General features: G+C 41.1%; 18 protein-coding genes and 1 pseudogene. 18 read left to right on the forward strand and 1 reads right to left on the reverse strand.

Features of this window, described 5'->3' with window-relative positions; genetic code table 11:
- Window positions 1-46: 46 nt before the first annotated feature.
- A complete protein-coding gene (galU, locus tag LCL91_RS09520) occupies window positions 47-937 on the reverse strand; it encodes a UTP--glucose-1-phosphate uridylyltransferase GalU (protein ID WP_224881965.1) in 891 nt (296 codons plus the stop codon).
- A gap of 836 nt (window positions 938-1,773) precedes the next feature.
- On the opposite strand from galU, the gene LCL91_RS09525 reads away from it, so the two are divergent.
- From LCL91_RS09525 to galT, 18 genes and pseudogenes are all read left to right on the forward strand, one after another.
- On the forward strand, window positions 1,774-2,829 hold the full coding sequence (locus LCL91_RS09525; protein WP_224881968.1) for a glycosyltransferase family 2 protein: 1,056 nt from the start codon (window positions 1,774-1,776) through the stop codon (window positions 2,827-2,829).
- Window positions 2,789-3,562, forward strand: coding sequence for a CDP-alcohol phosphatidyltransferase family protein (locus LCL91_RS09530; RefSeq protein ID WP_224881969.1), 774 nt, complete (start codon window positions 2,789-2,791; stop codon window positions 3,560-3,562). Before LCL91_RS09525 ends, LCL91_RS09530 begins: the two co-directional genes overlap by 41 nt.
- 130 nt (window positions 3,563-3,692) lie before the next feature.
- Window positions 3,693-4,088 carry a glycerol-3-phosphate cytidylyltransferase gene (gene tagD, locus LCL91_RS09535; RefSeq protein ID WP_165998134.1) on the forward strand — a complete coding sequence of 132 codons (396 nt, stop codon included), beginning with the start codon at window positions 3,693-3,695 and terminating at the stop codon, window positions 4,086-4,088.
- 47 nt (window positions 4,089-4,135) lie between these two features.
- The gene (locus LCL91_RS09540) at window positions 4,136-6,295 is read left to right on the forward strand and encodes a bifunctional glycosyltransferase/CDP-glycerol:glycerophosphate glycerophosphotransferase (RefSeq protein WP_224881970.1); all 2,160 of its coding nucleotides are present in this window, start codon (window positions 4,136-4,138) and stop codon (window positions 6,293-6,295) included.
- 121 nt (window positions 6,296-6,416) lie between these two features.
- Window positions 6,417-7,619 carry a CDP-glycerol glycerophosphotransferase family protein gene (locus LCL91_RS09545; RefSeq protein ID WP_425589673.1) on the forward strand — a complete coding sequence of 401 codons (1,203 nt, stop codon included), beginning with the start codon at window positions 6,417-6,419 and terminating at the stop codon, window positions 7,617-7,619.
- A gap of 2 nt (window positions 7,620-7,621) precedes the next feature.
- Window positions 7,622-8,425, forward strand: a complete 804-nt coding sequence (locus tag LCL91_RS09550; RefSeq protein WP_224881971.1) for an ABC transporter permease — start codon at window positions 7,622-7,624, stop codon at window positions 8,423-8,425.
- A 15-nt stretch (window positions 8,426-8,440) separates the two neighbouring features.
- Window positions 8,441-9,226, forward strand: a pseudogene (gene tagH / locus LCL91_RS09555) (teichoic acids export ABC transporter ATP-binding subunit TagH); the annotation flags it as partial.
- 197 nt (window positions 9,227-9,423) lie between these two features.
- Window positions 9,424-10,467, forward strand: a complete 1,044-nt coding sequence (galE, locus tag LCL91_RS09560; protein WP_224881972.1) for a UDP-glucose 4-epimerase GalE — start codon at window positions 9,424-9,426, stop codon at window positions 10,465-10,467.
- A 149-nt stretch (window positions 10,468-10,616) separates the two neighbouring features.
- Window positions 10,617-11,174 carry a class I SAM-dependent methyltransferase gene (locus LCL91_RS09565; protein ID WP_224881974.1) on the forward strand — a complete coding sequence of 186 codons (558 nt, stop codon included), beginning with the start codon at window positions 10,617-10,619 and terminating at the stop codon, window positions 11,172-11,174.
- 244 nt (window positions 11,175-11,418) lie between these two features.
- Window positions 11,419-12,708, forward strand: coding sequence for an ABC transporter substrate-binding protein (locus LCL91_RS09570; protein ID WP_224881976.1), 1,290 nt, complete (start codon window positions 11,419-11,421; stop codon window positions 12,706-12,708).
- A gap of 237 nt (window positions 12,709-12,945) precedes the next feature.
- A complete protein-coding gene (locus tag LCL91_RS09575; protein ID WP_224881978.1) occupies window positions 12,946-14,226 on the forward strand; it encodes an ABC transporter substrate-binding protein in 1,281 nt (426 codons plus the stop codon).
- 61 nt (window positions 14,227-14,287) lie between these two features.
- Complete coding sequence (locus tag LCL91_RS09580; protein WP_098445132.1) at window positions 14,288-15,139, forward strand: carbohydrate ABC transporter permease; 852 nt, start codon at window positions 14,288-14,290, stop codon at window positions 15,137-15,139.
- A 107-nt stretch (window positions 15,140-15,246) separates the two neighbouring features.
- Window positions 15,247-16,038 carry a carbohydrate ABC transporter permease gene (locus LCL91_RS09585; protein ID WP_048312872.1) on the forward strand — a complete coding sequence of 264 codons (792 nt, stop codon included), beginning with the start codon at window positions 15,247-15,249 and terminating at the stop codon, window positions 16,036-16,038.
- A 12-nt stretch (window positions 16,039-16,050) separates the two neighbouring features.
- Window positions 16,051-17,769 (forward strand): glycoside hydrolase family 35 protein, encoded by a 1,719-nt coding sequence (locus LCL91_RS09590; protein ID WP_224881979.1) that lies wholly within the window; start codon window positions 16,051-16,053, stop codon window positions 17,767-17,769.
- Window positions 17,770-17,782: 13 nt separating this feature from the next.
- Window positions 17,783-19,981: an alpha-galactosidase gene (locus tag LCL91_RS09595; protein ID WP_224881980.1), complete on the forward strand. Its 2,199-nt coding sequence runs from the start codon at window positions 17,783-17,785 to the stop codon at window positions 19,979-19,981.
- A gap of 16 nt (window positions 19,982-19,997) precedes the next feature.
- Window positions 19,998-20,981 (forward strand): LacI family DNA-binding transcriptional regulator, encoded by a 984-nt coding sequence (locus LCL91_RS09600; protein WP_224881981.1) that lies wholly within the window; start codon window positions 19,998-20,000, stop codon window positions 20,979-20,981.
- Between the two features lie 19 nt (window positions 20,982-21,000).
- Window positions 21,001-22,179, forward strand: a complete 1,179-nt coding sequence (locus LCL91_RS09605; protein ID WP_224881982.1) for a galactokinase — start codon at window positions 21,001-21,003, stop codon at window positions 22,177-22,179.
- Window positions 22,180-22,204: 25 nt separating this feature from the next.
- Window positions 22,205-23,737: a UDP-glucose--hexose-1-phosphate uridylyltransferase gene (gene galT, locus LCL91_RS09610; RefSeq protein WP_224881983.1), complete on the forward strand. Its 1,533-nt coding sequence runs from the start codon at window positions 22,205-22,207 to the stop codon at window positions 23,735-23,737.
- Window positions 23,738-23,754 lie beyond the last annotated feature (17 nt).

Raw genomic sequence — 23,754 nt, forward strand, 5'->3', positions numbered from 1 at the left:
CGCGGCTTTTATTGAATCAGAGCTTCAAAGGCTCAAGTAGACTTCTTTAGTTTTTTGTCGTTAGTTCTTGATCAACCACTTGTTTTAAGTAGTTCATCACATCTTTTTGAAGATCTGGGCGTGTTAGAGCAAAATCGACGGTTGCTTTAATGAAACCAAATTTATCACCAACATCGTAACGCTGACCTTCGAATTCATGAGCAAAAACAGCTTGCTGTTCATTCAATACTTTAATCGCATCTGTCAGCTGAATTTCTCCACCAGCGCCTTTAGGTAGGTTTTCAAGAATGGAGAATATTTCAGGAGTTAGAATGTAACGTCCTAAAATCGCATAGTTAGACGGTGCTTCTTCAAGGGAAGGTTTCTCAACAAGAGATTTAATAGGGATAATACCATTATCGATTTGTTCTCCTTTTGGAGCGATAATCCCGTATTTTGAAACGGCTTCGTCCGCAACTTGTTGAACACCAACAATGGAAGTACGGTAACGATTGTAGCTATCCATGAGCTGGCCAATACACGGCTGCTCTGATTTGACAATGTCGTCTCCAAGGAGAACTGCGAAAGGCTCATTACCGATAAAACGACTTGCGCAGTTAATCGCATGTCCAAGGCCTTTTGGTTCTTTTTGACGGATATAGTGAATGTTGGCTAAATTAGATATTTGCTGAACTTCTTTCAACATCGCTTCTTTTTGCTTCTTAATAAGCGTTTCTTCAAGCTCATAGGATTTGTCAAAATGGTCTTCAATTGCGCGCTTTCCACGACCGCTAACAATGATAATATCTTCAATTCCAGCGGCAACAGCCTCTTCTACAATATATTGAATCGTTGGCTTGTCCACGATTGGTAGCATTTCTTTTGGCTGCGCCTTAGTTGCCGGTAAGAACCTTGTTCCAAGACCAGCGGCAGGTATAATAGCCTTCCTTACTCTCATGTTGAATCCTCCCAGTAACTAATTGATTTCAAATTCTATATAAATGCTTACTAATATTAACATATTTCCCGACTTTTTTCCTGCTTTTTCACAACTTAGCATAATCCACGTAGTACGACGTGCTTAGCTGCTTCAGTTCCATTTTGTTTATTGTGAATGCCTCTATTACAGAATTTTCGACAACAATAGTCGGTATCCTTCTCAATCCTGAAATGTTAAGATGAAATACACTAAATTCCGTTTACCGAGACAATCTCGCCGATACGTCTTTGTATCGTTTTATTTCATACAAGAAGGGTAATGTAGGATAACTGCGTGATCGAAATTATTAAATGTGGTTAATTAAAGAAGTAAGCTCAATTGTTTTGTTGTGTAGTTTGTCAAAACGATTGAACTTATTATTCTAAATGACCCTATTCCCATTTTGGTTTAAAAGGATGCGTTGGCTTTATGTTTGTCTATACGCACGACCGAATTCATTTAAATAGGCATTTATTACAAGCGAATGAAGGGCCACAATTTACCGGGATGTGACGAAGGGTGTCATATGTTGCGATGAAGTGATAGCGACAGCATTGTTTTATACCATAATGAACCTAGTTTTCTCATTAATCCACGATCAGTCAGTCTTAGCTTTTTTGACGTGAGAACATGAAGAATCTAGCAGAAATTGTTCACACAATTGAAAGAAAATAAACTGCTTTTCCCTTATTTTTACAATGATTATTCAATCGAATTCATGTATACTTAAGTATTAGATTGAAAAGATTTATTGAAAAAATAGTCTCATAGAGAGAAAAAAGAGATAAGGCGAAGTTGTGAAGGGATGAAAAGAAATGAAAGAATTGTTCTTTTCCGTGCTTCTCGTCGTGAAGAATGAAGAGAGGTATATACGAAAGTTGCTAGAAGGTGTCTTGCAACAGGAGTTTCCTCAGCATTCATATGAAATTCTAGTCGTTGATGGAATGTCGTCCGATCGAACGAAAGATATTATAGAAGATGTTAGTCTTAAGAATCCGGGAAGAATTCGACTATTTGAAAATCCAAAAGAAACCTTACCTACAGGATGGAATCTTGCTATCCAGAATGCAAAAGGAAAGTACATTTTAAGGGTAGACGGTCATACGATGATCCCGAAAGATTTCCTTAAAGGTTACTATGACTTAATTCAACGCAAGCCAAATATGGACTGCGTCGGAGGCGTTATTCGAACAGAAGGAAAAGGATTTTGGGGAACAATTAATGCGTATGTTTACTCACATCCAATGGGAGTCGGGAACTCAATGTTCCGCATTACAAAAAGCTCCAGTAAATGGGAAGGACTTGTAGATACAGTTCCGTATGGTGCTTACAAACGTGAAGTATTCCAAAAAGCCGGATTGTTCAACGAAAACTTAAGAAGAAGTGAAGATATAGAATTTCATGCGAGGGTTAGAAATCGAGGCGGAAAGTTTTATTTGTCTAGTGATATTGCTTCCACTTATTTTGCTAGAGATAGTGTAAAGACATTTGTTCAAAAGTCTTACGCAGATGGTAAATGGGGTATTATTGCTTCTAGAAGTACAAAAGGTGTAATGAGATTTCGACAGCTTGCTCCCTTGATGGCATTCCTTACTGGGACAGGTCTTGGAATTGGAGCACTCTTTAATGATGCTTTTTTAATCGGGCTACTCTCATTAGTTGCAATTTACCTGATGATGATCGGTGTTTCTTCACTAGGCGTTATTAAACAACATGGTTTCCGCGCATACTTTCCTACAGTGATGCAGTTCTTTCTGCTCCACTTTTCGAGGGGACTTGGACTAGTAGGCGGATACTTTAGCAAACAATACTGGAAGGTGAAGACCGGTCATGAAAAATGGGCAAGAATTACTACCGACCACATTTCTTGATAATGAGACGATTCTTTCTTATCGAAAGCAGTCTCAAACGTTAAGTTATAAAGAAGATTTATGGTCATGGTATGTACTGCGGCGAATTTCGATTTATATTACCATTTTGTTTATTAAAATGCGGATAAAACCAAATACGGTAAGCTGGATGAGTGCATTCTTTATGATTATCTCAGGCTTATCGCTAATGATTGCTACACCTTTATCGATTGTTTTTGCCGCGCTGTTTTATAATATTGGCTATCTCTTTGATTGTGTTGATGGTGAAGTTGCTAGAATTACGAAACAAACGTCATCAAAAGGGTATTATATTGACATTATTATACAAGCTGCAGCATTGCCGGTCTTTTTATCGATGGTTTTAACTGTCTTAAGACAAGCTGGGATGCTTGAGGTGAATTTACTCGAGATGACATTGATCTATGTGACGATTGTAGCGATTATCATGGCATTACTCGTTCCAATTGCCTACCAGCTAACGAAGTTAACGATGTCGCAATCAACCACTCAGGATCCTGTAAATTCGATTCGAGATGGTTCACTGTTTTTTGATATTGTAGCTGTTCTGCTTGGCCTACCGGGCTTTTATGTTACGGCTGTGTTCATTGTTTTGATTGAACAGGTAACAGGCGCAGAGTTTCTACTTTACTATATATCCTTTTTCCTCGCCATGCTTGTGATAAAGACAGGCCTGCGCGTCATGATTACATCACGCTCATTTGATAAAGGATAGACTTGGATACAAATCTATTATAAAGCAAATAAAGCACGTGTGATGTTAAGTGTTATTAAAAATTGTAAATTGTATGTTAATTCGTGTCTCGTAAAAAAACTATTAAACACTAATAACTGGAGGGGTCGAAATGAAGAAGGTTTTGACTTACGGTACGTTTGATTTATTGCATTGGGGACATATTAATTTATTAAAGAGAGCAAAGGATCTTGGCGACTATCTAATTGTAGCCATTTCAACTGATGAATTTAACGAACTCAAAAATAAAAAGGCGTATCACAGCTACGAAAATCGTAAAGTGATTTTAGAAGCGATTCGTTACGTAGATGAAGTTATTCCTGAAGAACATTGGGAACAAAAAGTAGACGATGTTAAAAATAACGATGTTGATATTTTCGTAATGGGCGATGATTGGGAAGGCAAATTTGACTTCTTGAAAGATCATTGTGAAGTTGTTTATCTTCCACGTACGGCAGGAATTTCAACAACGAAAATCAAGAAAGAGTTGCTTGTATCTAACGGCTAAGCAGTCATAGAATTTGAGAATAAATAGTTGGGGTGCTAGGGATTGTGATGGGACAAATTAGTGTAATAGTAACCGTTTATAATAAACAAGATTATATTCAAAAATGCCTTGATTCTTTGCTTCAGCAGTCTTATCAGGATTTTGAGATTATCCTGATCAATGATGCTTCAACTGATCGTAGTAAAGAAATCATCGAGCAATATCATGACCCAAGACTAAGCTGCTATCATTTAGACACAAATGTTGGTGTCTCAAAAGCGCGCAATATGGGAATTGACCATGCTTCCAATGAGTTCATCTATTTTATGGACGGTGACGATTACCTGGCCCCATATACACTAGAACTTCTTCTAAGCAATGTTGGAGAAGACCATCTAATTGGTGCGTCTATTTTTAAAGCTGGTAAAATTGACATTCCTACAGAAATTGGAGAAGATTCCTACCACTTACGGAGATTAAGAGGCGGTAGAAAGATTAAAGCTCTCCGCCGTAGAAGTGCGACGAACTTTCTAATTCGCAAAGACTTTATTGAGTACCATCAGCTTCGTTTTGATGAAGAAGCAACGTTTTACGCGGATTTATCATTTTCCATACCTGCGATTGTGCATTCGGAAGAGATTCCGATGATTTCAGGCGTTCCGACTTATTTAAAAGGGGAATGTTACGATCCAATTGACCATCCAACTTTAATGTTGCACTCGGTTGAGGAGAAGCTACCTGACTTATTTTATATTTATCACAAGATGAAGCTATCATATGGCGAAACGAAAAGCATTAGTCGTTATTTGGACTTGCTTTTGTTAAACTATTACTCAAAAAGTATTACAAATAAAGCGACGAAAGAACCATCTGTTTTATTTGATCATTTTACTGCTTTAAAAAACTGTCTTGCCCTCGTGGCCCCAGGAAGAATCAAGCGAAGAAATTTAGTTGAACGAAGAGAACATCGCCTCCTCCAGAAAGGTAAGAAGGAAGCCGTTCTGAAGTCAATGAAGTTTCGCGTTCGCTTAAGACAGTGGCGAAGAGCGTTAAGGAAAAAGCACTTACTCATGCGTCAGCTCTACCGAACTGTCCTTGTGAAAATGCCAATGAAAGAGCGAAAAGTGTTGCTTGAAAGCTTTGGCGGCAAAGGCTACTCTGATAGTCCTCGCTACATTTATGAGGAGCTGTTAAAAAGCAACCAGAAATACGATTATTTATGGGTTTATGATAAGCAGAAAAAGGACATACCTGGAAATCCGAAGCAGGTGCGTCGTTTAAGTCCAGCATATTATTACCACCTGGCAACGGCGAAATACTGGGTATCGAACGCCAGAATGCCGAATTTTGCTATTAAACGTCCCGAAACGGTGTATTTGCAAACATGGCACGGTACGCCACTTAAGAAGCTTGCAGCTGATATGAAAGAAGTGCGTATGCCGGGTACAACGACTGAAAAGTATAAGCGGAATTTTTATAATGAAGCCCAAAAGTGGGACTACCTTGTTTCGCCGAATGATTATTCTACGCAGATCTTTAGAAGAGCGTTCAAGTTCGGAAAAGAAATGCTAGATGTTGGTTATCCGAGAAATGATATTCTTTACCTTCCAGAAGAAGAAAAGAAAAATCGACAGCAGGAAATTAAGGCGAAGCTCGATATTCCTACAGATAAGAAGGTCATCCTCTATGCACCAACGTGGCGTGACGATGAGTTTCATGGGAAAGGTCAGTATAAATTTGACTTAAAGTTAGATCTAAAGAAAATGCAGGAGCGTCTAGGAAATCAGTATGTGATTGCTCTTAGAATGCACTATTTAGTTGCTGAGCACATCGATACAACGGGTATGAGTGATTTTGTTTACAATCTTTCTGACTATGGCGATATTGCGGAGCTTTATTTGCTATCAGATGTGTTGATTACCGATTATTCATCCGTATTCTTTGATTACGCGAACCTGCGTCGTCCGATTCTTTTCTTCACTTATGACATCGAAAAATATCGCGATTCACTGCGCGGATTTTATATGGATTTTGAAAATGAAGCACCTGGCCCATTGTTGAAAACATCAGAGGGCGTTCTTGATGCCATTGAAAATCTCGAAAGAATTGAGATCGAGTACGAAAGTAAATTTAATGCATTTTACGATAAATATTGCCATCTAGATGATGGGCATGCAGCTAAGAAAGTGATTAACAGGGTGTTTGAACCCGAAAAAGCTGAAGTGTAGATGCACATTTAAGAAACAGGGTACTGCCGCTGATAAAGGCGAAATGGCACTATCCTGTTTTTTAAAGCGAGAGGGCATTTCAAATGAATCTACTATTTGTCGGGAGTAAGGTGTCCAATTCATGAAAAAGCTATTAAAGATGATGAAAATATATCCATTGATGAAGGCATTTAGTCGACTTCTTTTCGTGGCATTAGGTCGGTTTCCTGCAAATAAGCGACTGGTGATATTCGAAAGCTTTTCTGGAAAACAGTATAGCTGTAATCCAAGAGCGATCTACGAATATCTTGTGGAGCACAATTATAACCTTGAAATGATTTGGAGCGTTGAAGAGTCACATGCTGATTTATTCCGCAAAAAGGGTATACCTACTGTAAGGCGTTTTTCACTAAAGTGGTTTTACCTGATGGCTCGTGCTCGTTATTGGGTAACGAATAGTCGAATGTCCCTTTGGATTCCCAAGCCATCGCACACCGTTTACGTGCAAACGTGGCATGGAACGCCGCTTAAGAAGCTTGCTGGAGATATGGACGAGGTCCATATGCCTGGGACAAATACGCTTTCTTATAAAGATAATTTCTATAAGGAAGCTGCGAAGTGGGATTATCTTATTTCTCCTAACCGTTACTCCACAGAAATTTTTGAGCGAGCATTTGGTTTTAAGAAGAACATGATTGAATCGGGTTATCCCCGTAATGATCGTCTGCATCTTGAAAATGATGAAAACGGGATTGCCGCATTAAAAGCGGAGTACGGCATTCCAACGCATAAAAAGGTGGTACTTTATGCACCGACTTGGCGAGATGATGAGTTCTATCAGCCGGGCAAATACAAACATGAGCTAAAATTAGATTTAGATATGTTAAGAAGCGAAATCGGCGATGATTATGTTATTGTGTTAAGGATGCACTACTTGATTGCTGAGCAATTTGACCTTTCTCTATATGAAGGATTTGTCTATGATTTATCTGTAGGTGTCGACGTAAACGATCTTTACTTAATGTCCGATGTTTTGATTACGGATTATTCTTCTGTCTTTTTCGATTATGCAAATTTAAGGAGACCGATCATTTTCTTCACCTACGATCTCGCTTCATATCGAGACAAATTGCGTGGCTTCTACTTTGATTTAGAAGTTGAAGCACCGGGTCCTGTAGTGACAACAACCGCAGAAGTGTTGAAGGCCATTCAAACGTTTGAAAATGAAGGTTTTGGCGCATTCGAGGAGAAGTATAACGATTTCTATCAGACGTATTGTTACCTCGAGGGAGGATCTGCTACCAAAAAGGTTGTTGACCAAATTTTTGTTAGTGAGGCAAAATAAGCATGAATTCGATGATTGCAGTTTTAAAAGAACAAGTAAGCAACTTTTACTTAATAAATCGACTTTCGATTTATCAAGTGAAAAGTACAAATAGCAACAACTATCTTGGTATGGTCTGGGAAATTCTCAATCCTCTGTTTCAAATGAGTATTTACTGGTTTGTATTTGGATTTGGGATCCGTAATGGTAATCCCGTCGACGGGGTGCCGTTTGTGCTGTGGATGTCTGCTGGTCTTGTAGTTTGGTTTTTCTTTAATCCAGCTGTTATTCAAGGCTCAAAATCGATTTATACCAGGATTTCGATGGTATCGAAAATGAACTTCCCTATGAGTACTATTCCTAGTTTTGTGATCATGTCGGTCTTTTATCAGCACTTGATTCTTCTGGGTATTTATTTTGCAGCCGTGTTATTAACCGGTCAGGGTTTATCGTGGCACTTAATTCAATTGCCTTATTACATGTTTGCATTAATTATTTTAATCTTTGCGATCTCTCTTATTACGTCAACATTATCGACAATTGTAAGAGATGTACACAAAATGCTTCAGTCATTTATACGAATGTTTCTTTATTTAACACCGATTCTTTGGACAATTGATGATTTACCTGGATTTATCCAGGTTGGGATGAAACTTAATCCGCTATACTATATAGTGGAAGGCTACAGAGATGCACTTCTCGGCATGGGCTGGGTTCATCAGACGCTTCAATACACACTTTATTATTGGGTGGTTGTTGTGCTGTTATTGATGATTGGTTCCTACCTGCATATGAAGTTCAAGAGTCATTTCGTAGACTATATTTAATAAGGACTGTCGTTTATGAGCTATTCAGTTAAATTAAATGGGATTACGAAAAAATATAAAATGCACAGGCAGAACTCCGATAAGTTAAAGGACATCCTTCTTCCTGGAGGTTACGGTGAGGATTTTTACGCCATTCGTGACTTAACTTTTGAAGCAGGAGAAGGCGACGTTGTTGGCATTATTGGGGTTAACGGATCAGGGAAATCAACTTTCTCGAATCTTGTTGCCAACATTACTCCCCCAACGAGCGGGGAAATTGACGTTAAAGGTGATGTTTCTCTAATCGCCGTTTCAGCTGGATTAAATAAAGAGTTAACAGGTCGTGAGAATATTGAGTTAAAGCTTCTTATGATGGGCTATAAAAAGGACGTAATTGAAAAAATGAAGCCTGATATTATTGAGTTTGCCGATATCGGTAAATTTATTGATATGCCTGTCAAAAAATACTCAAGCGGTATGAAATCACGTCTTGGATTTTCGATTTCAATTAGCGTAGATCCGGATGTTCTGATTGTCGATGAGGCGCTTTCCGTTGGTGATAAAACATTTGCTGATAAATGCCTTGTGAAAATGGAAGAGTTCAAAGAAAGAGGCAAGACGATTTTCTTCGTTAGTCACTCGAACGGACAGATGAAGAAGTTTTGTAATAAAGCAATCTGGCTTGAACATGGTACGATCCGTGAGTATGGACCGATGAAGGATATCATGCCGAAGTATGAAGCCTTTATTAAAGAATACAAATCGTGGTCAAAGGAAGAAAAACGCCGTTTTAAAGAAGAAGGAATGAAGAAGCAGGAAGGTCTTTTAGCTGCTGATTCAGAAGAAAAAGGGAAACGAAAGAAATCCAGGCTTTTGTTTAGGTAATTGGCTTTCTTCTTTAACCGAATCGCTCTCAGTAGAGAGCGATTTTTTCATGATTAACGATGAATTTACGGGAATGAATGTGATATGATGAGAAGGAATTTTTTGGTGACATCACAAGAAGTGGGGGAGAAAGAATGGCTATTTTAGTAACAGGCGGTGCTGGCTACATTGGAAGTCATACGTGTGTGCAGTTACTTGATCACGGTTCTGATATTGTTGTTGTTGATAACTTTTCGAATAGTAAGATGGAGTCGCTTGATCGTGTGAAAGAATTAACAGAGAGAGATTTTCCCATATATGAAGTGGATCTCCTTGATCGTACTTCGGTAGAAAAGGTATTTGAAGAAAATGAGATTGAAGCGGTTATTCATTTTGCAGGCTTGAAAGCGGTCGGTGAATCCGTTTCTATGCCGCTTCATTATTATCACAATAACTTAACAGGGACGTTCGTTCTATGTGAAGTGATGGAGAAGTATAACGTAAGGAATATTGTCTTCAGCTCTTCTGCCACTGTATATGGGATGCCAGACGTAATGCCGATTACAGAAAAAGCGCCCCTAAGTGCGACGAATCCTTATGGCCAAACGAAGCTTATGATTGAACAGATTCTTCGTGATCTTCACGTGGCAGATTCAAACTGGAGCATTGCTCTCCTTCGTTATTTCAATCCAATTGGGGCGCACATCAGCGGGCGAATTGGAGAAGATCCGAACGGGATTCCTAACAACTTGATGCCATATATTAGTCAGGTAGCTGTTGGAAAGCTTGAACAGCTTAGCGTGTTTGGTGACGATTACGACACAGCTGACGGTACGGGGGTACGTGATTACATTCATGTGGAAGATCTAGCGAATGGCCATCTAAAAGCTCTTGAGCATATTCTAGGTACGACAGGTGTTGAAGCATATAACCTTGGGACAGGTAATGGCTATAGTGTACTTCAAATGGTAAAGGCTTTTGAAGAAGCAACAGGAAAAGAAGTGAAGTATTCGATTGCACCACGCCGGCCTGGCGATATCGGAGAATGCTACGCCGATCCCACGAAAGCTGAAACAGAGCTTGGATGGAAAGCAGCGAAAGGCATTGAAGAAATGTGTCGCGACACGTGGCGCTGGCAGTCGGAGAATCCAGATGGATATAAAGAAGGGCGTCGTCGAAGGGGTCAGGTTCGAACCTGACCCCCATCACAAACAAGTGTCCCTATATAAAAGACACAGTAAAGCTCGCTCTTTCATAGAGCGGGCTTTTGTGTTTGGATGAAGCATTCTTGTTATAATACCTATAGTGGTATTCAACGATAGGAAGAAATTCTAAGGAGGTTTTCACTATGGCCGGGAAACGATTTAAACCGGGAAAGGCGGATCGACTTCTTGATCCGAAGCGAAAGGAAATCATTTCACCTGAACAAGTTATAGCTCATCTTGAAGTAACGACGACCGATTATGTAGCTGATTTTGGTGCGGGGAATGGGTATTTCACCTTACCTCTAGCGGAAGTGGCTGAAAAGGTCTATGCGGTTGATATTGAGAAGCAGATGTTAGATCTTCTTAAAAAACGTGCGATAGAAGTGGAGAATATCGATTACATTGTCAGTAGTCTTGAACAAATTAACCTGGCTGATCAAGTAGCGGATAAAGCTGTTGCTGCTTTTGTTATTCATGAAGTACCTGATCTCAAGAAAGCTTTTCAAGAATTTAAGCGAATTGTTAAGGCGGGTAACAAAATACTCGTGCTCGAATGGGAAGCTATTGAAATGGAAATGGGTCCTCCCCTTCATGAGCGAATTTCTTCACAGAAGATGAAGGAGATTTTTGAAGAAAATGGTCTTAAGCCAGAGGTGCATCATTTTCATGAGGCTGTTTATGGGGTAACGGCGGTAGTGTAGTGGATTGAGATGGGGGTCTTTGAGGGGGTCAGGTTCGAACCTGACCCCCTTCAAAGACAATTGTCCTCCTATGAAAACACTCTATTTAATAACTATTTTATAGAGGTGAAGTTTTGGGTGTGAAAGTAAACTTATCAGTAAATATTTACTTGACTATTAGGCCTTTGTACCTTAATCTAAAAACATGAATACGCTTTCATTTTCTTTTTCAGTATTGTTTAGTAAACAAACAGGAGGGGTTAAGGTGAGAAAGGTAATGGGTCGAGTAAGTATTTTATTGATTCTTATGTTGGTTCTCGGTGCTTGTTCTAGTAACAATAGCTCGAGTGAAGGATCAGGTGATGGAGAGAGTAGTGGAAAGAAAGTTACGGCATGGGCATGGAACATTAACGTTCCAGTTCTTGAAGAAGCGGCTGAGAAGTTTAAAGAAGAAAACCCGGATTTTGAGTTAGAAGTAGTGGAACTTGGTCGTGAAGACGTTTACTCGAAGTTAACGACTGGTCTCCAAGCTGGAGGAAAAGGATTGCCAGATATCGTTCTTGTAGAGGATGATCGGATCCAGGGATATATGGAAACATTCCCTGATGCATTTGTAAATGTATCGGATAAGGGATTTGATGAGAGCAAAGAGAGCTTTCCTACTTATAAAACAGATCTTCTGTCAAAAGACGGAGCGATGTATGGTTTCCCGTTTGACGGTGGGCCAACAGGCGTTTTTTACCGCACTGATTATTTTGAAGAAGCTGGAGTGAATCCTGACGATATTCAAACGTGGGATGACTTTATTGATGCTGGTAAAAAAATCAAAGAAGCGACTGGAAAAGCGATGCTTGGACTTGATTTGAATGGTGATGACGGTCTTTATCGTATGATGATGACGCAACAAGGCACGTTCTATTTTGATGATGAAAAGAATGTGAACTTTACTTCTGAAGAATCAAAAATGGCCGCAGAGAAAGTGAAAATGATGAAAGAAGAAGGCCTGGTGAAAGATACAGTAGGCTGGGATGCCTGGATTAGTGCGATGGCTCAAGGCGAAGTAGCAACTGCTCCATCTGGCGCATGGTTAAGTGGATCGATTACACAACAGGCGAAAGATACAGAAGGCAACTGGGGTGTGTTCAAGCTTCCTGCTTTTGAAGAAAGCGGAAACCGCGCAGCCAACCTTGGTGGAAGTAACTATGTGATTACAAGTGCAAGTGAAAACCAGGACATGGCTTATGACTTCATGGAATTCTTTACGACTAGTGAAGGTGTTCAGTTAACGGCGATGGACAACGGTTTGTTCCCAACGCTGAACACGATTTATGAAAGTGAAGCTTTCACGAAAGATGTGGCGTTCTTTAGCAACCAGCCGATTTGGGAGCTATTTGCGAGTGAAATGAATGATATTCCATCTGTGAACTTTACTGGTAACTATGCAATTGCAAGCGATGAGTCCATTAAAGCGCAATCTGAAGTGATGAACGATAAGAAATCGATTGAAGAAGCGTATAAAGCAGCGGAAGATCGATTGAAGAATCGCATTCAATAATGGTGCGGGGGTCAGGTTCGAACCAGACCCCCCATAAAGACAAAAGAGAGAAAGTGTCCGTCACAGATGGACACTTTCTTCTTTGTATAAACCACCATTAACTGGTAAGTAAATAAACTAGTAAACTTTTAGTAAACATTTACTTGACTCTGTTTACTACATCGACTATTCTAATAAGTGTAGACGCTTTCATTATGAATTTTGAAAGTTTTCAGTAATTAATTGGAGGGGTAGTCGATGAAGAAGGTAACGGGTCTAGTTAGTATAAGTATGATGCTTGTGTTAAGTCTGTTTCTTGCGGCGTGTGGGAATGGCGGAAGCGAGGACGAAGGTTCAGGTGATAGCAATAAAGTAACAGCCTGGGCTTGGAATATTAACGTACCGGTGCTTGAAAAAGCAGCCGAGAAATTTAAAGAAGAAAATCCGGATTTTGAACTTGAAGTTGTTGAAATGGGTACTGATGATGTTTACTCGAAACTGACAACGGGTCTTCAAGCAGGAGGTAAAGGTTTACCCGATATCGTTCTTGTCGAAGATGATCGCGTTCAAGGGTATATGAGTGCTTTTCCGGACGCTTTTGTAAACGTTTCCGATAAAGGCTTTGATGAAATGAAGGATAGCTTCCCTTCTTATAAAACTGAGCTTGTTTCAAAAGATGGCGCAATGTACGGCTTCCCGTTTGACGGTGGACCAACTGGCGTATTCTACCGCACTGATATTTTTGAAGAAGCTGGCGTAAATGCAGAAGATATCAAGACGTGGGATGACTATATTGAAGCAGGTAAAACGATTAAAGAAAAAACAGATAAAGCGATGATCGGTTTGGATCTTAATGGCGATGACGGTCTTTACCGCATGATGCTCAATCAGCAGGGAACATTCTACTTTGATGATGAGAAGAACGTAGCGCTTACTTCTGAAGAATCAAAGAAGGCAATGAAAGTCCAACAGACGCTTAATGAAGAAGGTCTTGTCAAAGAAACAGTTGGTTGGGACGCATGGATCAGTGCAATGACAAGCGGCGATGTGGCTACTGCTCCATCTGGTGCATGGTTATACGGTTCCATTACACAACAGGGCAAAGATACATCAGGTAATTGGGGATTAATTGAACTTCCGGCATTTGAAGAGGGCGGAAATCGTGCATCGAACCTTGGTGGAAGTAACTACATGATTCCAAGTGCAAGTAACAATGCGGATCTAGCTTATGACTTTATGGAATTCTTCTCAACAAATAAAGATGTTCAATTATCAGCAATGGAAGGCGGCCTGTTCCCTTCATTGAACACAATCTACGATAACGAAGCATTTACAAAAGAAGTTGAGTTCTTTAGCAATCAGCCAATCTGGAGTCTACTTGCTGACGAAATGGATAGCATTCCTGCTGTTAACTACACAGGAGACTATGCTGTAGCAAAAGATGAAGCTGTGAAAGCACAGTCTGAAATCGCAAATGGCAAAGGCATTGAAGAAGCGTTAAAAGCATCAGAAGATCGTTTGAAAAACCGTATTCAATAAGCTACAGAAATCATCAGGGGTTGATTCATTTCAACCCCTATCATGCTAAGGTGGGATATTCATGAATCGAGCGAAACGTTTTCCATATTTATTCGCAGCTCCGGCCATTCTGCTTTTCCTAGCATTTACCGTCTATCCGATTATCGCGTCCTTCGTTCTTAGTTTTCAGGAACGAGTGGGTGGAGAATACGTTTTTGCAGGATTAAAAAACTATACGCGTCTCTGGAACGATGATATTTTCTGGACGGCGATGCAGAACACATTCATTATCTTTGTTGTTCAAGTCCCAGTTATGATCATTCTTGCAATGGTACTAGCCAATGTATTGAACAACCAGCTGTTAAAGCTAAAAGGATTTTTCCGCGTTTCCTTCTTTCTACCGGCTGTCACGTCGCTTGTAGCCTACTCGATCTTGTTTTCGATCATGCTTCAAGAAGAGGGAATTATTAACACGGCATTAAGCTACATTGGAATCACTGCGATTCCTTGGTTGTCTGACCCATTTTGGGCGAAAGCTTCGATCATTATCGCCATGACTTGGAGGTGGACGGGATATAACATGGTTATTTTCCTTGCTGCGCTTCAGAACATTCCAGAAGATTTATACGAAGCGGCTTCTCTAGATGGCGCGAATAAGTTTAAGCAATTTTTCTATATTACCGTTCCACAACTAAAACCCGTTATTCTTTTTGCCGGTATCCTATCCACAATTGGAACGCTTCAGCTTTTCGATGAACCGTTCAACTTAACTGGTGGTGGACCAGCAGATTCAACGATGACCCTTGGACTTTATATTTATCAAAGTGGATTCGAATACTTTGACTTTGGCTATGCTTCCGCCATTGCATACGCGGTTGTGGTCATGGTAGGTATTCTCTCCATTATCCAATTCAAGATAGCAGGTGATGAATAATGGCTAAGAACCTAGAGGTAATTGAACAGTCGACAAATAAACTCACCCTTGCTGAAAGGCAACAAAAGAAACCGAAGAAAAAGAAGAATAAGTTAAAAGCTGTTTGGATGTACACGCTTCTTAGTATTTTCTTAGTTGTTTCGATCTTCCCCTTCTACTGGATGTTTATCGGGGCAACGAACGATTCTAGTAAAATGTTCACGAACCCGCCAACGCTTTTACCTGGCGATCAGTTTATGACGAACCTAACCAATCTAAATGAGTCAATTGGCATTTTCAGAGTTCTGTTTAACTCACTATTTGTATCCGGACTATACGTCGTCATTGCTCTTGCCGTCTGTGCGAGCGCAGCCTACGTTCTAGCGAAGTACAATTTCAAAGGGAAAAAATTTATCTTTACCGCATTCTTGCTTTCCATGATGATTCCTTACCAGGCAACATTGATTCCTTTGTTCCAAATGATGTCTGACTTTAATCTATTAAACACGTACTTCGCGGTTATTGCACCGCAACTCTGTTTCCCATTTGCGATTTTCTTGTTAAGACAGAACTTCCTTGCTTTCCCAACGGAATTGATGGAGTCAGCGCGTCTTGACGGTGCGAGTGAAACACGCATCTTTATTTCAATTGTGATTCCGTCGATGCGACCAGCTCTAGCAGCTGCATCAATCTTCCTATTCATGACGCAGTGGAACAACTTTATGTGGCCGCTCGTTGTGTTGAACACGAACGACATGTACACGTTCCCTGTTGCGCTTTCTAGCTTAATGGGACTCTCTTATATCGACTACGGTCAAGTGATGATGGGCGTTACGTTAGCAACTGTTCCGATCATTGCATTCTTCTTAACACTACAAAAACAATTCATTTCAGGTATGCTCGGAAGCGCCTTGAAATAGGAGGAAGCTGTTATGCTAGAAGCGAGAAAGAACCAATTTTACCTAAACGACGAACCGTTTCAAATCCTTTCAGGAGGTCTCCATTACTTCAGGGTTGTCCCTGAGTATTGGAGAGATCGCCTTCAAAAGCTGAAGGCACTTGGGTTGAATACTGTCGAAACATATATTCCATGGAACTTTCATGAACCGAAGAAAGGTCAGTTTCGTTTTGAAGGAATGGCTGACGTGGAGCGGTTCATAGCTGAAGCAGAGGAAATCGGACTTTATGTGATTCTAAGGCCGTCTCCTTATATTTGCGCCGAGTGGGAAATGGGGGGTCTCCCTTCATGGTTACTAAAACAGGATGATATGGCGCTTCGCTGTAGTCATCCTGCTTTTCTAAACCACGTAGAAGATTATTTCAATGAGCTTCTTCCAAGACTAAAACCATTTTTACAACAAAATGGTGGACCGGTCATCGCGTTTCAAATTGAAAATGAGTATGGCGCTTATGGCAATGATCAAAACTACCTTGCGTTCCATAAAGCACAATATGAGAAACATGGCATTGATACGTTTTACTTCACTTCAGACGGCCCAGATTTCATTAAGCAAGGTTCAATGGATAATGTCGTAACGACGCTAAATTTTGGGTCAAGACCAGAAGAAGCGTTTGCGGCTCTGGAAGCGATGAAACCTGATTCACCTAAAATGGTGGCAGAATTCTGGATTGGCTGGTTTGATCATTGGAGCGGCGAACATCATACGCGTGATGCGAAGGAAGCAGCTGAGGTGTTCCAGAAGCTAATGGATATGGGGGCTTCCGTTAACTTCTATATGTTCCATGGTGGCACGAACTTTGGTTTCTATAATGGCGCCAATCATTATGAGAAGTATGCACCAACGATTACGAGCTATGACTATGATTCTCTTCTAACAGAATGGGGAGATATCACAGACAAATATCTTGCCATGGCGGATGTGTTGAAAAGCGTAGCGGGCGTTTCGGTTGGAGATGTTTCGAAAGTTGAGAAGAAAAGCTATGGTGAAGTGCAGCTAACGGAGAGTGCCAGCTTATTCGATGTCCTACAAGATGTAGGCACGAAAGTAGAATATGTGACACCACTTAGCATGGAAAAGCTTGATCAGAACTTTGGGTTTACGCTTTATCGTACGAAGATTCATGAGACAGGAACATTAGAGCTTGATACAACGCCCATCCGTGACAGAGCTTTTCTTTATGTGAATGGAAAACATGAAGCAACAGTTTCGGTAAACGATGAGACAAAATCGGTGATGATTCCTTTCCCAGATGAGGTAAACACATTTGAAATTCTTGTTGAAAACCTCGGTCGAGTGAATTACGGCAAGCACTTGTCTGATCAGAAAGGGATTGTGCAAAACCTCTGGTTAAACAATCAATATTGGTTCGACTGGGAAATGGTGAAGATTGAAGGTGATCGCCTTCCTAAGACGTACACAGCAGGCGAGCGTTATCCTAAATATCTGAAGGGCACATTCAAAGTTGATCAAGGCTATGATACATTTGTGGATTTGGAAGGGTTTACAAAAGGTAACGTGTATATTAACGGATTTAACCTTGGTCGCTACTGGCAGACGATGGGACCACAGGAGCGTCTCTACTTACCGGGACCACTTTTGAACGAAGGTGAAAATGAAATCGTTGTTCTCGAATTAGAGGGACATACGGCAAGTAGCGTCACATTAATGAACGAACCTAAACTCGGATAAAGGATCGATGGCAATGAGCATTCTCGTTAATCAACAGCAGTTTCATCTAACAAATGGAAAAATCAGCTACATCTTTCACGTTTTAAAAAATGGGCAGTTAGGTCATTTGTATTTCGGAAAAGCGCTTCGTGAGCGCGATTATCGTCATTTTCAGAGAACAAACAACCCAACACCGGCTAGCTGTCATACGTATGAGGACGATGCTGCTTTTTCGCTTGAAACGATTCAACAGGAGTATCCTGTCTATGGAAAAGGGGATTTTAGAGAGCCTGCCTTTATGGTATCCGGCGAGAAACCGATTGCGAACTTTGTATATAAATCCTATGAAGTGGTGAAAGGAAAACCTCGTTTAAAAGATTTGCCAGCAACGTATGCAACCTCAGGTGAAGCAGAGACGCTCTTCGTTGTGTTGGAAGACTCGTATCAGCAGGTAGAGCTCGAACTTAGCTATACGATTTTTGAAAATGAAGCGGTGATTGCTCGTAACGCTCGCCTGATAAACAAAACGGATGTTGAAATTTCCATTGATCGAATGATGTCGCTGTCTGTTGATTTGCCTCATGCTGATATGGAAATGGTACACCTCTCGGGTACATGGGCACGCGAACGTCATGTGAAGACGCGAAAGTTAGAGCAGGGAATCCAGTCGATTTCGAGCATACGAGGAGCAAGTTCTCATCATCATAACCCGTTTCTTGCTTTAAAAACGCCAGATGCGACTGAGCATACGGGAGAAGTACTTGGTTTTCAGTTCGTCTATAGCGGAAATTTTCTAGCGCAAGCAGAAGTTGATCATTATGATGTGACGCGCGTGCAGATGGGAATTCATCCACTAGGTTTTCAATGGAAGCTTCGTTCGGGCGAATCATTCCAAACACCAGAAGCGCTCATGGTTTATTCGGATCAAGGGATGAACGGGATGAGCCAAACTTTTCATCGCCTGTATCGTCATCAGCTTATTCGCGAGCAGTGGAAGTATAAAGAGCGTCCTATCCTGATTAATAACTGGGAAGCGACCTATTTTGATTTTAATGAAGAGAAGCTGCTTCATTTTGCGAAGGAAGCGAAAGAACTTGGGGTGGAACTCTTTGTTCTTGATGATGGCTGGTTTGGAAAAAGGAATAATGACCGATCGTCTCTTGGGGACTGGACGGTTGACTTAGAAAAGTTGCCAGATGGCATTGCTTCTCTTGCTAAAAAAGTAAAGAGCACTGGACTTCAATTTGGATTATGGTTTGAGCCGGAAATGATTAGTCCTGATAGTCATTTATTCAGGGAGCATCCGGAATGGGCAATAGGTATTCCTGGTGAACACGTGACGCTAGGGCGCAATCAGCGGGTCCTTGATTATACGCGAGCGGAGGTGGTTGACTACATTTTTGACCGAATGAAGGCGATCATTGAGGCGACAAACCTGGATTATATTAAGTGGGATATGAATCGAAACATTACGGAGGCCTACTCTGCAGGTTTAGAGCACCAGGGTGAGTTTTTCCATCGCTACATTCTAGGTGTCTATGACCTTTATGAGCGTTTAACATCAGAGTTTCCAAATGTATTGTTTGAATCGTGTGCTGGCGGCGGTGGACGTTTTGACCCGGCTCTTCTCTACTATGCACCACAAACTTGGGCAAGTGATGATACAGATGCAGTGGAGCGGTTGAAAATTCAGTATGGCACCTCCATGGCTTATCCGATTTATAGTATGGGGTCTCATGTCTCAGCCGTTCCAAATCACCAAACGCTTCGAGAAACACCGCTTTCCATGCGAGCGGATGTGGCTTACTTTGGGACATTTGGGTATGAGCTGGATCCTTCTAGCCTTTCTGATGAAGAGAAAGAAATTGTGAAAGCCCAAATTAAACGCTATCAGTCACTGCGTCACCTCGTTCGTGATGGAGAGTTTATCCGATTGCAAAGCCCGTTTGAAAGCAATGAAACGGCGTGGATGATCGTTTCAACAGATCAAAAAGAAGCGATTGTTGGCTGGTATAAAGCATCAAGTACGCCGAATCCACGCACTAATCAGTCTGTGAAATTAAGAGGATTAGACTCAGATTACGGTTACCAAGTTGACGGAGATACGTATTACGGAGATGAACTGATGCAGCATGGCCTTCCACTTCCAATTGAATTTAACGGAGCGAATGGCGAGCAAGCGGAGCGTGGTGGTGACTTTCAATCGAAAGTGTTTTACTTAAAAGCAGAATAAAAAAAGGATGATAGCCATGGCAACGATTAAGGACATCGCACAAAAAGTGAAATGTTCCACATCGACCGTTTCACGCGTCCTCAATTATGATGAAACGTTATCTGTTTCAGATGATACAAAAAAGCGTATTTTTGAAGTGGCGGAAGAGCTTTCTTACAGTAAGAAGCGGGGAAAGAAGTCACTTACACCGAAGATCGCAATCATTCACTGGTATACGGAAAAGGAAGAGTTGAATGACCTGTATTACATGTCGATTCGACTTGGAGTTGAGCAGCGCTGTCAGGAAGAGCGGCTTGAACTCGTAAAGATTTTTAAAGATAACTATGATGAGCTAGAAAAGGAAAACATTCAGGGCATGATTGCCGTTGGTAAGTTTAGTAGCGAAGAAATTGCTTCATTAAATAAAGTAACCCCAAACATCGTTTTTGTTGACTATGATCCAGATAACGAACGTTACGATGCCGTTGTCGTTGACTTTGAAAAGGCAACAAAAAAAGTACTCGACTATTTTACGAGTAAAGGTCATGAGCGAATTGGTTACATTGGTGGTAGAGAAACGTTCCGGGATGCTAGTGCTGAAATTGTGGATGAACGTGAAATTACGTTTAAACAATACATGAAAGAACGAGATGATAACTCTTACGTATTTACGGGTTCCTTTACGGTGGATGACGGCTATTCGCTTATGAATCGAGCGATTAAAGAGCTTGGTGAAGAGCTTCCCACCGCATTCTTTGTAGGGAACGACACGATGGCGATTGGGTGCCTACGCGCTCTTCATGAAAATGGAGTAGCTGTCCCTGAGCGTGTTAGCTTGATTGGTGTAAACGACATTAGCGTTTCAAAATACGTTTATCCCGCGCTAAGCACTGTAAAAGTGTATACCGAATTAATGGGTGAAACGGCAGTGGGACTCTTAATGGAGCGTCTTCTGAGAAGAAAAGTAGCTAAAAAAGTAACGATGTCGACAAAATTAAAACTGCGAAAAAGCAGTAAATAAACGAGGCCGGGTGAAAAAAATGAAATCGCTATATGCACAATTTCGAGAGGTATTCGGAGACAGTGGTGAGATTAGAAGCTTCTTCTCACCAGGGCGTGTCAATTTAATTGGCGAACATACAGATTATAATGGGGGACACGTATTTCCGTGCTCACTGAGCATTGGAACCTATGCGGTCGCAAGAAAACGAGAGGATTCCCTGGTTCGTTTTTATTCCATGAATTTTGAAGATCAGGGCGTCATAACTGTCGATCTGAACGAGCTCATCTATGATGAGAAAGATGACTGGGCGAACTATCCCAAAGGCGTTGTTTCCATTATGAAAGAATCAGGATATGCGGTGAGCGGATTTGACGTGCTTTACTTTGGTAATATTCCTAACGGCGCAGGGTTGTCTTCTTCAGCCTCAATCGAATTGGCTACAGCTGTCTTATTAAATGTACTGAATCAACTTGATCTTGAGATGGTTGACATGGTGAAAATGAGTCAGCGTGCGGAAAATGAGTTTGTTGGCGTAAACTGCGGAATTATGGATCAATTTGCAATTGGGATGGGGAAAGAAGATGCGGCAGTTCTTCTTGATTGCAACACGCTTGAATATAGCTATAGTCCCGTTGTGCTCGAGAATGCCTCTCTTGTAATTGCAAATACAAACAAACGAAGAGGGTTAGCAGATTCAAAATACAATGAGCGCCGTTCTGAATGTGAACGTGCATTGAGTCAGCTTCAAGAGCACCTACAGATTGAGTCACTTGGTGATCTGACAGTTGAAACATTTGAAGCAAATAAGCAGCACATTACTAATCCGATTGATCAGAAACGAGCGAAGCATGCGGTTTATGAAAACGTTCGTACGATTGAAGCGGCCAAACGATTGAAAGCTGGGGATTTTGACGCATTTGGACAGCTGATGAATGAGTCGCACGTATCCTTACGTGATGATTATGAGGTAACTGGTCTTGAGCTTGATGCTTTAGTTGAAGCGGCGTGGGCAGAAGAAGGTGTTATCGGCTCGCGTATGACAGGAGCAGGATTTGGTGGCTGCACAATTAGCATTGTAGAAAATCAATTTTTGGACTCGTTCCAAACAAATGTTGCAAAAACCTATAAAGAGAAAACGGGTTTAACAGCTGAATTTTACGTTGTGGAAATTGGTGCAGGAGCAAGAGAAATCAACCAGCTTTCAGAAGCGCTGTAAATCTGGAGAGGAGTGGAGAGAAACCATGACTAGCATAGACCAAGAGATTAACCGTCTCCTCCAATATGGATTGAAGAAGCATCTGATTCATGAGTGGGATTTGTCATATGTGAGAAATCAAATCCTTGAAGTGCTTCAGCTTGAAGAGATTGATTCAAGTGATGTTCCTTCAAATATCCCTGACAGCCCCGTTACCATTTTAGATCGAATCTTAAATTGGGCTTATGAAAACGGAAGACTCGTTGAAAATACGGTCACTTATCGTGATTTACTGGATACAAAAATAATGGGATGTTTAACGGAAAGGCCATCAGGCGTAATTGAAAAGTTTGAAAAAACGTATGAACAGGCAGGCCCTGAAGCTGCAACAGCTAACTTTTACGACTATTCAAAAGATGTGCACTATATTCGTACGGATCGCATTGCGAAAAACGAGGATTGGCTAACGAAAACGGAATATGGTGAAATGGAAATCACGATTAATCTTTCCAAACCCGAGAAGGATCCGAAAGCCATTGCGGCTGCGAAAACGATGAAGTCAAGCGGCTATCCTCAATGCTTACTTTGTAAAGAGAACGTAGGATACGCGGGCCGAATTAACCATCCAGCCCGGCAAAATCTTCGCATGATTCCTGTCACGCTTGAAGAGAAACAGTGGTATTTGCAGTATTCTCCATACGTTTATTACAACGAACATGCCATTGTTTTATACGGTGAACATGAACCAATGAAAATTTCGCGCGGTACGTTTGATCGACTGCTTGAATTTGTTGGGAAGTTCCCTCATTACTTTATCGGCTCAAATGCAGATCTGCCAATCGTTGGCGGTTCCATATTAAGTCATGATCATTTTCAAGGAGGAAAGCATGATTTTCCAATGGCGAAAGCCGAGGTGGAGCGAGATGTTGTCCTGCCCGCTTATCCGAATGTGAAAGCTGGCATTGTGAAGTGGCCGATGTCAGTGCTACGTCTTCAAAGCAATGATCGCGAAGAGTTAGGTGAACTTGCGGATGCCATTCTTCAGTTCTGGAAGGGATATAGCGATCAAAGCGCCGAGGTCCTTGCATTCACATATGATGAGCCACATAACACCATTACCCCAATCGCTCGTCGAAATGGTGATGATTATGAGCTTGATCTTGTCCTACGAAACAACCGCACGACAGAAGAGCACCCGATGGGACTTTTTCATCCACATGCGGAAGTGCATCATATTAAGAAAGAAAACATCGGATTAATTGAAGTGATGGGACTGGCCGTGCTGCCAGGCAGGCTACAAGAAGAACTACATTTACTTGGCGAATCTCTCATAGGTGAACATCCGATAAAACAAATCGAACGTGATGAGCGGATTAACAAGCATGTTGAATGGGCGAAAACCCTTCTTGAAAAATATCCGGACCTGGACGCCTCAAATGTACACAGCCGATTGCGTGATGAAGTCGGACTAATCTTCTCTGATATTTTAAGTCATGCTGGTGTCTTCAAACGAACCGCATCTGGTCAGGTAGCGTTTGACCGATTTACGGACGCGCTTAACACTCATTTAAACCAATAAGAGCTTGCCGATTCTGG

Source organism: Guptibacillus hwajinpoensis (assembly GCF_020171785.1).
GTDB lineage: Bacteria > Bacillota > Bacilli > Bacillales > Guptibacillaceae > Guptibacillus > Guptibacillus sedimenti.

Bases quoted from the DNA above. Each gene is read 5' to 3' on its own strand.
- galU (WP_224881965.1), bottom strand. From the start codon at position 937: ATGAGAGTAAGGAAGGCTATTATACCTGCCGCTGGTCTTGGAACAAGG.
- LCL91_RS09525 (WP_224881968.1), top strand. From the start codon at position 1,774: ATGAAAGAATTGTTCTTTTCCGTGCTTCTCGTCGTGAAGAATGAAGAG.
- LCL91_RS09530 (WP_224881969.1), top strand. From the start codon at position 2,789: ATGAAAAATGGGCAAGAATTACTACCGACCACATTTCTTGATAATGAG.
- tagD (WP_165998134.1), top strand. From the start codon at position 3,693: ATGAAGAAGGTTTTGACTTACGGTACGTTTGATTTATTGCATTGGGGA.
- LCL91_RS09540 (WP_224881970.1), top strand. From the start codon at position 4,136: ATGGGACAAATTAGTGTAATAGTAACCGTTTATAATAAACAAGATTAT.
- LCL91_RS09545 (WP_425589673.1), top strand. From the start codon at position 6,417: ATGAAAAAGCTATTAAAGATGATGAAAATATATCCATTGATGAAGGCA.
- LCL91_RS09550 (WP_224881971.1), top strand. From the start codon at position 7,622: ATGAATTCGATGATTGCAGTTTTAAAAGAACAAGTAAGCAACTTTTAC.
- galE (WP_224881972.1), top strand. From the start codon at position 9,424: ATGGCTATTTTAGTAACAGGCGGTGCTGGCTACATTGGAAGTCATACG.
- LCL91_RS09565 (WP_224881974.1), top strand. From the start codon at position 10,617: ATGGCCGGGAAACGATTTAAACCGGGAAAGGCGGATCGACTTCTTGAT.
- LCL91_RS09575 (WP_224881978.1), top strand. From the start codon at position 12,946: ATGAAGAAGGTAACGGGTCTAGTTAGTATAAGTATGATGCTTGTGTTA.
- LCL91_RS09580 (WP_098445132.1), top strand. From the start codon at position 14,288: ATGAATCGAGCGAAACGTTTTCCATATTTATTCGCAGCTCCGGCCATT.
- LCL91_RS09585 (WP_048312872.1), top strand. From the start codon at position 15,247: ATGTACACGCTTCTTAGTATTTTCTTAGTTGTTTCGATCTTCCCCTTC.
- LCL91_RS09590 (WP_224881979.1), top strand. From the start codon at position 16,051: ATGCTAGAAGCGAGAAAGAACCAATTTTACCTAAACGACGAACCGTTT.
- LCL91_RS09595 (WP_224881980.1), top strand. From the start codon at position 17,783: ATGAGCATTCTCGTTAATCAACAGCAGTTTCATCTAACAAATGGAAAA.
- LCL91_RS09600 (WP_224881981.1), top strand. From the start codon at position 19,998: ATGGCAACGATTAAGGACATCGCACAAAAAGTGAAATGTTCCACATCG.
- LCL91_RS09605 (WP_224881982.1), top strand. From the start codon at position 21,001: ATGAAATCGCTATATGCACAATTTCGAGAGGTATTCGGAGACAGTGGT.
- galT (WP_224881983.1), top strand. From the start codon at position 22,205: ATGACTAGCATAGACCAAGAGATTAACCGTCTCCTCCAATATGGATTG.